Source organism: Paraburkholderia sp. RL17-380-BIE-A (genome assembly GCF_046028085.1).
Classification (GTDB): domain Bacteria; phylum Pseudomonadota; class Gammaproteobacteria; order Burkholderiales; family Burkholderiaceae; genus Paraburkholderia.
Map to the genome: position 1 here is coordinate 195,178 of NZ_JARESQ010000012.1, position 13,252 is coordinate 208,429.

Annotated in this window: 10 protein-coding genes; 3 read left to right on the plus strand and 7 right to left on the minus strand. The window is 64.9% G+C overall.

Annotation, left to right across the window (positions count from 1 at the left end; genetic code table 11):
* Nucleotides 1-76: 76 nt before the first annotated feature.
* Nucleotides 77-1,618: a methyl-accepting chemotaxis protein gene (locus P0D68_RS21505; protein ID WP_091802911.1), complete on the minus strand. Its 1,542-nt coding sequence runs from the start codon at nucleotides 1,616-1,618 to the stop codon at nucleotides 77-79.
* A 604-nt stretch (nucleotides 1,619-2,222) separates the two neighbouring features.
* On the opposite strand from P0D68_RS21505, the gene aepX reads away from it, so the two are divergent.
* Genes aepX through P0D68_RS21520 form a run of 3 tightly spaced genes read left to right on the plus strand, consistent with a single transcriptional unit; the run spans nucleotide 2,223 to nucleotide 6,238 of the window.
* A complete protein-coding gene (gene aepX / locus P0D68_RS21510) occupies nucleotides 2,223-3,995 on the plus strand; it encodes a phosphoenolpyruvate mutase (RefSeq protein ID WP_408299594.1) in 1,773 nt (590 codons plus the stop codon).
* Nucleotides 3,992-5,155: a phosphonopyruvate decarboxylase gene (gene aepY / locus P0D68_RS21515; protein WP_408299596.1), complete on the plus strand. Its 1,164-nt coding sequence runs from the start codon at nucleotides 3,992-3,994 to the stop codon at nucleotides 5,153-5,155. Before aepX ends, aepY begins: the two co-directional genes overlap by 4 nt.
* 15 nt (nucleotides 5,156-5,170) lie before the next feature.
* On the plus strand, nucleotides 5,171-6,238 hold the full coding sequence (locus P0D68_RS21520) for a 2-aminoethylphosphonate aminotransferase (RefSeq protein WP_408299598.1): 1,068 nt from the start codon (nucleotides 5,171-5,173) through the stop codon (nucleotides 6,236-6,238).
* A 33-nt stretch (nucleotides 6,239-6,271) separates the two neighbouring features.
* Here P0D68_RS21520 and P0D68_RS21525 read toward each other — a convergent pair whose 3' ends face one another.
* The 6 genes from P0D68_RS21525 to P0D68_RS21550 all read right to left on the minus strand — a co-directional run bounded on the left by P0D68_RS21525 (nucleotide 6,272) and on the right by P0D68_RS21550 (nucleotide 13,243).
* Nucleotides 6,272-6,424 (minus strand): hypothetical protein, encoded by a 153-nt coding sequence (locus P0D68_RS21525; protein WP_165614491.1) that lies wholly within the window; start codon nucleotides 6,422-6,424, stop codon nucleotides 6,272-6,274.
* 101 nt (nucleotides 6,425-6,525) lie between these two features.
* Nucleotides 6,526-7,230 carry a PIG-L deacetylase family protein gene (locus tag P0D68_RS21530; RefSeq protein ID WP_408299600.1) on the minus strand — a complete coding sequence of 235 codons (705 nt, stop codon included), beginning with the start codon at nucleotides 7,228-7,230 and terminating at the stop codon, nucleotides 6,526-6,528.
* Between the two features lie 256 nt (nucleotides 7,231-7,486).
* Complete coding sequence (locus P0D68_RS21535) at nucleotides 7,487-9,052, minus strand: UdgX family uracil-DNA binding protein (protein WP_408299602.1); 1,566 nt, start codon at nucleotides 9,050-9,052, stop codon at nucleotides 7,487-7,489.
* A gap of 138 nt (nucleotides 9,053-9,190) precedes the next feature.
* Nucleotides 9,191-9,778 (minus strand): nucleotidyltransferase family protein, encoded by a 588-nt coding sequence (locus P0D68_RS21540; protein ID WP_408299604.1) that lies wholly within the window; start codon nucleotides 9,776-9,778, stop codon nucleotides 9,191-9,193.
* A 244-nt stretch (nucleotides 9,779-10,022) separates the two neighbouring features.
* The gene (locus tag P0D68_RS21545; protein WP_408299606.1) at nucleotides 10,023-12,245 is read right to left on the minus strand and encodes a xanthine dehydrogenase family protein molybdopterin-binding subunit; all 2,223 of its coding nucleotides are present in this window, start codon (nucleotides 12,243-12,245) and stop codon (nucleotides 10,023-10,025) included.
* On the minus strand, nucleotides 12,242-13,243 hold the full coding sequence (locus P0D68_RS21550) for an FAD binding domain-containing protein (protein WP_408299608.1): 1,002 nt from the start codon (nucleotides 13,241-13,243) through the stop codon (nucleotides 12,242-12,244). Before P0D68_RS21550 ends, P0D68_RS21545 begins: the two co-directional genes overlap by 4 nt.
* Nucleotides 13,244-13,252: the final 9 nt, after the last annotated feature.

Sequence of the window (13,252 nt, forward strand, 5' to 3'; positions counted from 1 at the left end):
AGAGGCGCTCCCTGCCTGTTGAGCGCCTTCTTTTTTATGTGCCTGCTTTTGTCGTTCCCGGGTGGTCCGACAATGCTCAGGCCGGCAGCGAGAAGCTCGAAATCGCTTCGCGCAGCACCCCCACCTGGTCCTTAAGCGAATGCGCGGCAGCCGCGGCCTGTTCGACCAGCGCCGCATTCTGTTGCGTGACCTGGTCCATTTCGCCCACTGCACGATTGACCTGCTCGATGCCCGCGCTCTGTTCGCGCGAGGCGTTGCTGATCTCTTCGAGAATCTCGTTCACGCGACGCACCGACTGCACGATCTCGCCCATCGTCGAACCGGCGTTGGCGACCAGTGATGCGCCGGCTTCGACCGTATCGGTCGAGGTCTCGATCAAGGCCTTGATTTCCTTTGCCGCCGTGGCCGAGCGTTGCGCGAGGCTGCGCACTTCGGCTGCGACCACCGCGAAGCCGCGTCCCTGTTCGCCCGCGCGAGCCGCTTCCACGGCCGCGTTGAGCGCGAGAATGTTGGTCTGGAAAGCGATGCCGTCGATCACGCCGATAATGTCGCCGATCTGCCGCGAGCTGGTGGTGATTTCGCCCATTGTGCGCACCACGTCGTCGACCACGCGGCTGCCGCGCGTGGCGACGTCCGCGGCCTGGCCGGCGAGGTGCGCGGCCTGCTGCGCGCTGTCCGCGTTCTGCTTCACGTTGACCGTCATCTGGTCCATGCTCGACGCGGTTTCGACGAGCGCGGCGGCCTGTTCTTCGGTGCGCTGCGAGAGATCCGTGTTGCCGGCGGCAATTTCGGTCGCGCCGATATTGATGTTTTCCGTGCCGAGGCGCACGCGCGACACGGTCTCGACGAGACCGGCCTGCATCGTCTGGAGCGCGTGCAGCAGGCTGCCGGCGCTGTCCGGCTGGACCGGCACGCGCGTGGCGAGGTTGCCGCGCGCCATCAGCTGCGCGTGCTCCACGGCGGCTTCGAGATCGCCGCCGAGCGAGCGGCGAATGCTGCGCAGCACCAGCAGCATGACAGCGGTGGCGATCGCGCCGAGCGTGACGGTGATCACGAGCCAGCGCAGCAGATTGGCATAGAACGCGCTCTGTACGTCGTCCATATACATGCCGGTGACGATATACCAGTCCCACGGGACGAAGTGCAGCGAGTAGCTGGTTTTGGCCACCGGCTTATCGTTGCCGGGCTTGGCCCACAGATAGTCGACGAAGCCGCCGCCCTCGCGATTGCCCGCGGTGACGATATCGGTAAACAGATGGTTGCCCGCCGGATCGACGAACTGCCCGAGGTTCTTGCCGACCATTTCCGGCTTGAACGGATGCATCAGCATGACCGGCTGCGAATCGTTGACGGAGATGTAGCCGTCCTTGCCGTAGCGCATGGCCGCCAGTGTGGCGAGCGCCTGCTTTCTGGCTTCGTCTTCGCTGAGGGTGTGCTGTTGTGCGAGTGTGTAGTAGCGGCCGACGATATGGTTGGCCTGGTCGATCAGCGCTTGCAACTGATCGCGGCGGTCCGAAATCATCGAGGCGCGGTTTTGCCATGCGCCGAAGCCGCCGATCAGGATCAGGCCGATCCAGAGGACGGCGATCATCGACGCCAGTTTCTTGTTCAAAGTCATAGCGGTTTTTGCTTTCGCACAGTGGTCGGTCAGGTTGGGGTTCGCTAGCGGCGAGTGGCTTGTCGCTGACTGTGTTTACGGCGCGGCGGCAGCGACTGCGCAGGGCAGGGGAAACCCGCTGTCAGGCATCCTTATTTGTCTGACTAAAAAGAGTCTTTACAGGCTGGATGGCATTTTTATGCAGCGATTCGCAGTGGTCCGTTTATTTTACTGATTCAATCGGGCTTTCCCTGTATTGCCAAATAAAAATGCGGATTTTATTGAGTCGATATTAATAGTTAAGGCGTTCGGTAAATAAAATCGGAATATCGGAAGTCTCAAGATCGCCACAATGGGTTATCGACAAAAACGACCCGGCGCGTTGCCTGTCTGCTTCCTGGCAAGCGGTTGCGTCATGATTCCACAAAACGCCAATAAAATACAAGCAAACGGTGCATTACCTCGGTTGCAAAAAACGACACATTTTTCCACTTATCCGCAAATGGAGAAAGTCGCAGTCGTGGAAAAGACGAATAAATAAAAATTCCGCTATAGTCGCCATTTTCCAGTCGCCAGTCGGGCAAAAGAAGAGCACCAATAAGCCCGCCACCAGGAGTACAAAAAAATGAACGCTCGCGAACCTGCTTTCGTCTCCGCTTCCCGTAGTGCGCGCCTGCGCCAGATGCTCGTCAGCAACGAACTCGAATTCATGATGGAGGCCCATAACGGCCTGTCCGCGCGGATCGTCCGCGAAGCCGGTTTCAAGGCGATCTGGGGCTCGGGCCTCGCGATCTCGGCGCAATACGGCGTGCGCGACAACAACGAAGCAAGCTGGACGCAAGTCGTCGACACGCTCGAATTCATGGCCGACGCGAGCGACCTGCCGATCCTGCTCGACGGCGATACCGGCTACGGCAACTTCAACAACGTGCGCCGACTCGTGCGCAAGCTCGAACAGCGCGGCATTGCCGGCGTGTGTATCGAAGACAAGCAATTCCCCAAGACCAACAGCTTCATCAACGGCGAAGCGCAGCCGCTCGCCGATATGGACGAGTTCTGCGGCAAGATCAAAGCCGGTAAGGACTCGCAGTCCGATGAAAACTTTTCGATCGTCGCGCGTGTTGAGGCGTTGATCGCCGGCTGGGGTATGGACGAGGCGCTGCGTCGAGCGGAAGCCTACCGGCAGGCCGGCGCGGATGCGATTTTGATTCACAGCAAGCTCTCGCGCCCCGACGAAATTCTCGAGTTCGCGCGCGAGTGGGCGGGCCGTGGTCCGCTCGTGATCGTGCCGACCAAGTACTACAGCACGCCGACCGAAGTGTTCCGCGAAGCCGGCATCAGCACGGTGATCTGGGCGAACCATCTGATTCGCGCGGCGACCTCGGCCATGCAGGCGGTCGCCAAGGAAATTCACGCGAACGAAACGCTCGTCAACGTCGAAGACAGCATCGCCGCCGTCAACGAAATCTTCCGTCTGCAAGATGCCGACGAATATTCGGAAGCCGAAGACCGCTACCTGTCGAGCGGCCGCGCGGCCGGCTCCGCGGTCGTGCTCGCGGCAAGCCGCGGCAAGGGTCTCGAAGCCGTTACCGAAGACCGTCCGAAAGTCATGCTGCCGATCGCCGGCAAGCCGCTGCTGCGCTGGCTCGTCGATGCCTTCAAGAAGCAGGGTGTAAACGACATCACCGTGGTCGGCGGTTATCGCGCCGACGCGATCGACACGGCCGGTATCAAGCTCGTCGTGAATGAACAGCACGCGCAATCCGGCGAGCTCGCGTCGCTCGCCTGCGCGGTCGACAAACTCGCCGGCGACACGGTCGTCTCGTATGGCGATCTGCTGTTCCGCAGCTATATCCTGCGCGATCTGGTGGAGAGCAACGCGGCCTTCAGCGTGGTGGTCGATTCGTCGCTGACCGACGCGGAAAACGCCAGCGTGCGGGATTTCGCATGGTGCTCGGCGGCCGACGACCGCGGCCTGTTCGGCAACAAGGTCGTGCTGCGTCACGTGTCGAGCGGGCAGGACGCTGCTTCGTCGATCGCGTCGCAAACGCCGCATGGCCGCTGGGTCGGACTGCTGAACGTGCGCGGCGAAGGCCGTGAGCGTTTGCAGGCGGTCATGCGCCAGTTGCAGGCGCGGCCGGATTTCGCGTCGCTCGATATGCCCGCGTTGCTGAACGCGCTGATCGAAGCGGGCGAATCGATCGAAGTGCAATACGTGCACGGCCACTGGCGCGGTGTGAACGACCTCGACGACTTCCGCCGTGCGGGCGACTTCGCGCATGCACAAGCGCCGTTCGCGGCCGCGGTCGGTGGCTCGGCGAACAGCGCGGCGCATAGTGCGGAAAATCATGCGGCAAGCAGCGCAGCAACGGGCGCAGCGAGGGGAGCGGCGCAATGATCGAGGCGGCACAGTTCGTCGAGGCGGCGCGCGAGCGCGGCTTCGATTGGTACGCGGGTGTACCGTGTTCGTATCTGACGCCGTTCATCAACTACGTGCTGCAGGACGAGTCGCTGCATTACGTATCGGCGGCCAACGAGGGCGACGCCGTCGCCCTGATCGCGGGTGTCACGCTCGGCGCGCGCAACGGCCGGCGCGGCATCACCATGATGCAGAACTCTGGACTCGGCAACGCCGTGAGCCCGTTGACGTCGCTCACGTGGACCTTCCGTCTGCCGCAATTGCTGATCGTTACGTGGCGCGGCCAGCCCGGTGTCGCCGACGAACCGCAGCACGCGCTGATGGGTCCGATCACACCGGCCATGCTCGACACGATGGAGATTCCCTGGGAAACATTCCCGACCGAAGCCGACGCAATCGGCCCGGCTCTCGATCGCGCCATCGCGCATATGGATGAAACCGGCCGCCCGTATGCGTTGGTGATGCAAAAAGGCAGCGTGGCGCCGTACGAGTTGAAGGACAGCGGCGCGAGCGAGCGCCGCGTGCCCGTTGCGCCGCAGTCGCGATTCGCGAATCTCGCGGCGGGCGAACTCGCTTCGCGTCACGATGCTTTGAAAAAGGTGATCGCGCACACGCCGCTCGAATCGACGGTGGTGCTCGCCTCGACAGGATTTTGCGGGCGCGAACTGTACGCGATCGACGACCGTCCGAACCAGTTGTACATGGTCGGCTCGATGGGTTGCGTGACGCCGTTCGCGCTGGGTCTCGCGCTCGCGCGTCCCGATCTGCATGTGGTCGCGCTCGACGGCGACGGCGCGGCGCTCATGCGCATGGGCGCGTTCGCGACCCTCGGCGCATACGGGCCGTCGAATCTCACGCACGTGCTGCTCGATAACGGCGCGCATGACTCCACGGGCGGTCAGGCGACGGTGTCGTCGCAGGTTTCGTTTGCGGGCGTCGCCGCGGCGTGCGGTTACGCGTCGGCGCTCGAAAGCGACGACGCGGCCGTGATCGACGACCTGTTCGAAGCGGCGCCGCTCGACGGTCCGCGTTTCGTGCGTCTGGCCATTCGCCGCGGCACGCCCGACGGGCTGCCGCGTCCCACCATTACTCCGCCGGATGTGAAGACGCGTCTCATGCGCCACATCGGCGCCGCTTGAAGTCAAGGAGCGCCCATGCTGCTACTCAATCCCGGTCCGGTGACGCTCACCGAACGCGTTCGCAACAGCCTGTTGCAGACGGATCTGTGCCATCGCGAAAGCGAGTTTTTCGATTTGCAGGAAGAGGCCCGCACGCGTCTGGTCGATCTGTACGGCCTCGATGCCGGCGAATGGCAAGCGGTCCTGATGACCGGCTCAGGCACGGCGGCGGTCGAAAGCATGACCGCGGCGCTGGTGCCGCAGAACGGCAAGCTGCTCGTGGTGGAAAACGGCGTGTACGGCGAGCGTATTTCGCAGATCGCCACCCAGTACGGGATCGCGCATGAGTCGCTGAAGCACGACTGGATGCAGGCGCCCGACCTCGCGAAGATCGCCGAACGCCTCGACGCGGACAAGGCGTTCACACACGTCGCCGTGATCCATCACGAAACCACGACGGGCCGCCTGAACGATCTGGCCGCGCTCGGCGCGTTGTGCCGCGAACGGGGGCTGCGTTTGCTGGTGGACGGCGTCAGCAGCTTCGGCGCGGAATCGATCGATTTCACCGACACGAGTCTCGACGCGGTGGCGGCCACGGCGAACAAGTGCCTGCATGGCGTGCCGGGCGCGTCGTTCGTGCTGGTGCGCCGCGCGGCGCTTGCCCAGGCGGCGAGCCGCACGTACTACCTCGATCTCGGACGTCTTGCGCGTTTGCAGGATCAGCGCAACACGCCGTTCACGCCTTCCGTGCATGCGTACTACGCACTTGTCGAAGCGCTGCGCGAACTCGCCGACGAAGGCGGCTGGCGCGCACGTCACGCGCGCTATGCGGCGCTCGCCGAACAGGCGCGCGCGGGGCTTGCCGAGCGCGGCATCGGCAGCGTGTTGCCGCCGGAGCAGTCTTCGGTGGTGCTGCGCGCGTACCGTCTGCCGGCCGGCGTCGCTTATCCGCAACTGCACGACGCGCTCAAGGCGCGCGGCTTCGTCATCTACGCGGGGCAGGGCGGTTTGTCGGCGGAGCTGTTCCGCATCTCGACGATGGGCAACATTCACGCCGCCGACATCGACCGTCTGTTGCAAGGCTTTAGCGAACTGACGCGTTGATTCGCGCTTCCGGTGGCTGGCCGCGCAACGCGGTCACACCGGATCTTTGTCCGGCGGCCCATCGGGCCGCTGTGGTTCTTCGGTATGGTGGCCGGGTGACGGCGGCACCAGCGGATCGGCTTCCGGGTCGCGGTTCGGATCGGCATTGGGATCGGGAATCGGGCTGGTATGCATGTCGTAGCTCATGACGGCACCTTTGGCTGGAGACGAGGACAGTACGGGCGGCGAGGTCGAACCCACGCCGGCCGCTCTTTTCAAGCGTAGACGTTTCCGGCGCGCCGCGTCTCTTACTTTTTCACACGACGGCCCGCGCTGAGCTGCCAGTAACGCTCAGTGGCGAAAATGTCGTCGTAATTGCCCGCGCCGAATGCGCGCAACTGGCTTTCGTAAGCGTTGACGGCTTCGCGTTTGAGTTGCGCGCGGCGTTGTGGATCGATCGTATAGCTGGCGCTCGGCTGGGCCGGTGTCGCGACGATGCCGCGCTGCGCGAGATCGGCGAGCCGCGCCTGCACCACGCCGGGCGTGCGGCGGTGAATCGCTTCCTCGTAGCCGAACCAGGTCAGATGCGACAGGCGCGGCAGGATTTCGCAGCAGGCCTCGAACACCCGCACGTGGTCGTCGTGATACAGGCCGAGCGGCATGAGCAGCGTATTCGCGGTCGTGCGGTAGATGGTTTCTTCGAGCGCCGCCGCCAGTTTGCCGATCGATGGCGAGTCCAAATACTGGCTGTCGCGAAACGGCATGCGCAGCGGAATCGCGTCGAGCACTTCGAGTGCGCGGTTGTCTTCCAGCGTGCGCTCGTGAATGGCCTGATGGGCGTCGTTGAAGCCCGACCGGGCGTCCCATTCGGTATGCATCGGCTGCTCGGGCGGCGCGGCGAACACCGTGCAGACGGCGGCGTCGGGATGCGCGGCGAGCAACGCGCCGCAGCTGAAAACGGCGTCGTCGAAATGGGGCGAGACGATGAAAAGGCGCGGGCTGGTTTCGCTCATGGGACGTGTGATGGGTTCGCGACGCGCGGGCTGTGATGAGGTTGGCCGACTGTGCCCCGAGCGTCCCGCTGGTGCGCGGGAAAACGCGGCGTCACATCAGCTTAGGCGGAATCGGCGGGGCTTGCGCGGCGCTTTTGTGGGGCGCAAGTGGCGTGCCTGACCACGCACATGTGATTGATAAGACGCCTTAAGGAGTCACATGTGAGCGCTTAAGCTGATTTTCTGTATTGGAAAATCGTCTGGCCAGGCGCGAACGCTATGCCCCTTCGGCCACCAGCGCCGCCGCGCGACTGAACGCCGCCACCATCCCCGCGACGATATCCTCGCGCAACCGGGCGTCAACCGTCTTCAACGCATACGATGGGTGCCACGTCGGCACGATCAGCCGCCCGCCGTGATCGATGGTCTGCCCCAGATATTCCGATAGATTGACGTGCGCACCGGTCAGCGCCTTCAGCGCGGTCGCGCCGAGCGTAACGACCACTCGCGGCGCGACCTGCGCAAGCTCTTGCTCCAGCCAATACTGGCAAGCCTCGACCTCGCGCAGCGCGGGTGTGCGGTGCACGCGCTGCTGATCGAGCGTTTCCCACTTGTAGTGTTTGACGGCATAGGTCAGATACAGCGCCGCGCGTGCGAGTCCGGCGCGCGCGAGCACGGTGTCCAGCAACTGACCGGCGGGGCCGGTGAAGGGCGCGCCGGTCTGGTTCTCATGCTCACCGGGTTGTTCGCCGACCACCATGATCGCCGCCTGAGCGGGACCGGTGCCCGCGACGGCCTGCTTCGCGTTGCGCCACAACGCGCAGCGCCGGCAGGTGGTTAGCGGACCGGTCGGCTCGCGCAACGGTGGCGTGATCGCTGAATATTCAATGGGCGGCATGTCCGGGACGGTGACGGTGCCGCTCTGCGCGCCGGCACGGCTGCGCTCGCGTGCGAGGTGCGCGGGCAGCGGCGGGCCTGCGGGCGGCGTTCTCCAGTAGCGCAGTGGCATGGGCGCCGGCGCGCCGTTGAAGACGCTGGTGTAATACGCGAGCCAGAGCGCCTCGGTGGGTTCGCTGGTCGTGGCTTCGCCGGCCATGGCGCCCGGTGGCAACATCTGCATGGCTGGCGAGTGCTGCCGGCTCGCGGAGAGAGGGTGCTCGCCGTTATCCGCCGACGGCCGGTCGATTCGCAGCAGCATGCCGTTCCAGAACGCCGCGCCGTGTGGCGTCGCCAGCATCCACGTGGAATCGCCCATCCGCTCGGCGAAGCGTGCGGCGGCGCGCTCCAGCAGATCATGATGCGGCTCGTACCAGCCGACGAATTCCGGCAGCCCCATGGACGGATCGCGCCGCCTGAACAGGGTGAGCAGTAGTAGATCGTCGGTTTCGTGCTCCACGGAGCGGATACGCTGATCGAGCAGCGCGCCGTCGTGGTCCAGCAGATCGAGGACGTGGCGCTCGCCGCGAGTCCAACGCCACAGAATGCGGTAGAGCAGGGACCAGCGGTCCGGGGAGCGGAAGCAGGCCGCGGTTTTCAGCCGGGCGAGCAGTTCACGAGGAACGGCGGGAGCGGCGACCGCCGGAGTGGTGGCGGGGCTATCCGGAACATTGGCGGTATGAGTGCCGACATTGGTCGAAAGGCTCGAATTGGTCGAAAGGCTCGAATTGCCCGAATTGCCCGAATTGCCCGAATTGCCCGAATGGTTCGAATTGCTTGCATGGCTCGAAGCGTCCGAATCACACTCGACCCATTCGATCCGCGCCGGCTCGACCTCTTGCAGCAGTAACTCCCGCGCCGCGCGGCGCCACGCGGAGAAAGTCGGTTCGATAGAAATGCGTTTCATGCGGGCGCGCCGCGGCCATGCGCAACGTAACGCGCCAACCCTTGCGGACAAAATACTGTATGAATGTACAGTATGCGCCTGAACGCCCGTCCGGATCAAGCCTGCCGCGTCACAACGACCCCGGCCGGGGCGTCACGCCTAGACGTCGCGTAAATCCTCGGGCGTATCGACATCGCGCAAAATGCCCGCATCGTCGACATCCAATCGCGTCACTCGTTGTGACATGAATAACGACTTTGCGCCGGTATCGCCATCGAGCGCCAGCAGTGCGTCGCGATGCTCGATGCCGAAGCCGACCGGATGCCCCCGCTGCCCCTGATAAAACGGCGCGACCAGCGAAGCACCGCCGTCGAGTGCGCGCGCCACGTCTTCGATCGTCGAAGTGGCGATGCGCGGCATGTCGGCGAGCGCGACGATCCAGCCCTCGGCGCCTTCGCTTGCCTCGATGCCGGCCGCGAGGCTCGCGCCCATGCCGCGTTCGGCATCGCGCGCGAACACCACGTCGCAACCGGCGTCGTTGAGCAGCCGCGCGAGCGCGTCCGAACCCGGCCGCACCACGGCTAACACCCGCGTCACGACCCGTAGCAGCCGATGCGCGGATTCATGCGCGACCGGGGTGCCGTCAGGCATACGTGCAAGCAGTTTATTGTGCAGGCCGTCCGGGTCGAAGCGCGAACCGAAGCCGGCGGCGAGCAACACGCCAGTGGCGAGCGAGGCGTAGGCCATGGACGGACACCGGGAGCAAAAGATGAGATCGATTGTGCGATGCAACGCAGCTGTAGGCAAGCGCCAATGCGTATGCATGGCGCTTGCTGTTCGATATCGCGATGCGTTTGCATAACTTGGCGACGTCGATCGAAACGGATCGGCGTCACTATGAAACGCACCGGCGCATGCGAACGTAACGGCGGACGCGAACCTACCGGCCAACGTGAACGGAAATGCCCACGCGAACGCAAAGACCCACGCATCACACCTGCATCGTGCCCATCACCTTGTCCAGCGTAATGGGTAAATCGCGCACGCGCACGCCGGTGGCGTGATACACCGCGTTCGCAATCGCCGCCGGCACGCCCGTAATGCCGATCTCGCCGATGCCGCGTACCCCGAGCGAGTTGATATACGGATCCGGCCGGTCGATAAAGCTAATGTCGAGCGAACCGATATCGGCATTCACCGGCACGTGATATTCCGCGAGATTCGCATTGGTGAAGCGGCCATAGCGCGTGTCGACCGAAGTCTCTTCCTGCAGCGCCGCCCCGACACCCCACACGATGCCGCCCATCAACTGGCTGCGCGCCGTCTTCTGGTTGAGCACGCGCCCCACGTCGTACACGGCCACCACGCGCGGCACCCGGATCGTGCCGAGGTCGGCATCGACATGCACCTCCACGAATACCGCGCCGAACGAGTGAAACGAGTACCTCTGTTTTTCGTCGCCGGGCTTGACGGTCGCGATCGCCTCGATCGGCTTGCCGCCCGAGCGCGCGATGATCGCCGCCGCCGGATCGCGTTTGCCCGGTTGCGAGCGGCTCGTCACCCAGCCGTTTTCCACGGTGACGTCGTCGAGCGCGATGCCGTGTACGGGCGAAGCCTGATCGGCGAGCGCCAGCGCGATCAACTGGCTGCGCGCCTGGCTCGCCGCGTCGCGCACGGCCGGCGAAACGCTCGCCGCCGATTGCGATCCGCCAGACACCGGCGCTCGCGGCAAGGACGAATCGCCGAGCGCGAAGTGGATGTTTTCCGGCGCGAAGCCGAGCGCGTCGGCGGCCACCTGGGTCATCACGGTGTAGGTGCCGGTGCCGATATCCTGCGTGCCAGAGGCGACCATCGCAGTGCCGTCGGGCAAGATCCGCGCAATGGCGCTGGCTTCGCTGCGATTGGCCGGATAGGTCGCGGTGGCCATGCCCATGCCGATCAGCGTGCCGCCGTTGCGCATCGAGCGAGGCTCCATCGTGCGCCGCGACCAGCCGAATTTCTCGGCGCCGATCTGATAACACTCGCGCAAGGACTTGCCCGACCACGGCTTGTTTTCCTGCGGATCGGCCTCGGCGTAATTCTTCAGGCGCAGCGCGAGCGGGTCCATGTGCAAGGCGACGGCGAGTTCGTCCATCGCGGACTCGAGCGCGAACGACCCGGTTGTTTCGCCCGGCGCACGCATGAAGGTCGGCGTGCCGAGATTGAGCGGCACGATGCGGTGCGTGGTCACCTGATTGGGTACCGCGTACAGCATGCGCGTGACCATGCAGCAGGTCTCGGTCCAGTCTTCGATCACCGAAGTGTTCGAGAGGCTGTCGTGACGCATCGCGGTCAGCGTGCCGTCGCGTCGCGCCGCGAGCACGAAGTGCTGCTCGGTGTGCGGACGCGCGCCGACCGGGCCGAACATCTGCGGCCGTTCGAGCACGAGCCGCACGGGGCGCCCGGTCTGTTTCGCCGCCATCGCGCACAACGACACATGCGACCACGACGAGCCCTTGCAACCGAAACCGCCGCCGACGAACGGCGAAATCACGCGCACGTCGGCGGGTGACATGCCGAGCGTCTTCGCGATCGCCTGCGCCGCGCTGCTAACGCCTTGGGTTGAATCGTAGAGCGTGAGCTGCGGACCGTCCCAGCGGGCCATCGTGGCGTGCGGCTCCATCGGGTTGTGATGTTCGATCGGCGTGGTGTAGGTCGCGTTGACGTGCACCGTGCCGCTTTGCATGCCGTCGTCGAAGCTGCCGCGTTGCGTGTCGGTTTGCCGGCCTTGCGGCCTGTCGGGTGCGTGCGCGTTCGGTTTGGCTTGCGCGAAGTCCGTGACCGCGGCGCCGCTCTGATAGGTGATGCGCAACTGGCGCGCGGCGTCGGTGGCATGTTCGAGCGTGTCGGCCACCACCACGGCGACCGGCTCGTTGCTGTAATGAACCTCGTTGTCCTGAAGCAGCGACAGGCGGCGTCCGGCGGGCGGCGCCAACGCGGGCTTGCCGCCATTGGGCAAGCGCGGCGCGTTCTGATACGTCATGACGAGCAGCACGCCGGGCAGCGCCTGTGCGCGGCTCGCGTCGATCGAGGCAATGGTGCCGCGCGCGATCGTGCTCGTGACGAGCACCGCATGCGCAAGACGCGCCTCGGGAAATTCGGCGGCATAGCGCGCTTCGCCGGTGACTTTGAGCAGACCGTCGGTGCGGTCGAACGGTTGACCGATCAGATTCATGCGACACCTCCCGCGCGGCCGGCGGCCTGATTCACGGCGCGCACGATCGCGCGCTGCGCGAGCTGCACCTTGAAGCGATTGTCGTGTTGCGGCCGGGCCTCGCGTAACGCGGCCGCGGCGGCGTTTTTCAGCGTGGCTTGCGTGAGCGGCTGACCGTTGAGCATCTGCTCCGCCGCGCTCGCGCGCCACGGCTTGTGTGCCACGCCGCCTAACGCGATACGCGCGGTCCTCACGCGCTCGCCGTCCATCTGCAACGCGGCGGCAACGGAGACCAGCGCGAATGCGTAACTGGCCCGGTCACGCACTTTGAGGTAATGGGAGTTCGCGCTGAAGAGCGGCGGCGGCAGATCGACGGCGGTAATCAGTTCGCCCGGCTGCAAGGTCGTATCGACATCGGGCCGCTCGCCAGGCAGCCGGTGGAAATCAGCGAACGCAATGATCCGCTCGCCTGCGGGACCGCTCACGCGCACCACGGCGTCGAGCGCGGCCAGCGCCACGCTCATATCCGACGGATTCACCGCGATGCATTGGGGACTCGCCCCGAGAATCGCATGCGTGCGATTGTGGCCGTCGAGCGCCGCGCAGCCGCTGCCCGGCATGCGCTTGTTGCACTGCGTGAAGGCCGTGTCGTAGAAGTAGCCGCAACGGGTGCGTTGCAGCAGATTGCCGCCGACGGTCGCCATATTGCGCAACTGCGACGACGCGCCCGACAAAAATGCTTGCGTGAGCAACGGGTATTGTTCGCGCACCAGCGCGTGGTTGGCGGCATCGCTATTGCGTACCAGCGCGCCGATCCGGATGCCGCCATCGGGCAGTGTCGTGACCGTGTCGAGACCGCTGATATGCGTGATATCGATCAGCCGCACCGGCCGCGCTACGCCGCCCTTCATCAGATCGAGCAGGTTGGTGCCGCCGCCGATGAACACCGCGCCCGGTTGCTGAGCCGCCCGCACTGCACCGGCGACGTCGCCGGCGCGTTCGTAAGAGATCGCATCCATGCTGTCGCT

Bases quoted from the DNA above. Each gene is read 5' to 3' on its own strand.
- P0D68_RS21550 (WP_408299608.1), bottom strand. From the start codon at position 13,243: ATGGATGCGATCTCTTACGAACGCGCCGGCGACGTCGCCGGTGCAGTG.
- P0D68_RS21520 (WP_408299598.1), top strand. From the start codon at position 5,171: ATGCTGCTACTCAATCCCGGTCCGGTGACGCTCACCGAACGCGTTCGC.
- P0D68_RS21540 (WP_408299604.1), bottom strand. From the start codon at position 9,778: ATGGCCTACGCCTCGCTCGCCACTGGCGTGTTGCTCGCCGCCGGCTTC.
- P0D68_RS21525 (WP_165614491.1), bottom strand. From the start codon at position 6,424: ATGAGCTACGACATGCATACCAGCCCGATTCCCGATCCCAATGCCGAT.
- P0D68_RS21535 (WP_408299602.1), bottom strand. From the start codon at position 9,052: ATGAAACGCATTTCTATCGAACCGACTTTCTCCGCGTGGCGCCGCGCG.
- aepX (WP_408299594.1), top strand. From the start codon at position 2,223: ATGAACGCTCGCGAACCTGCTTTCGTCTCCGCTTCCCGTAGTGCGCGC.
- P0D68_RS21530 (WP_408299600.1), bottom strand. From the start codon at position 7,230: ATGAGCGAAACCAGCCCGCGCCTTTTCATCGTCTCGCCCCATTTCGAC.
- P0D68_RS21545 (WP_408299606.1), bottom strand. From the start codon at position 12,245: ATGAATCTGATCGGTCAACCGTTCGACCGCACCGACGGTCTGCTCAAA.
- aepY (WP_408299596.1), top strand. From the start codon at position 3,992: ATGATCGAGGCGGCACAGTTCGTCGAGGCGGCGCGCGAGCGCGGCTTC.
- P0D68_RS21505 (WP_091802911.1), bottom strand. From the start codon at position 1,618: ATGACTTTGAACAAGAAACTGGCGTCGATGATCGCCGTCCTCTGGATC.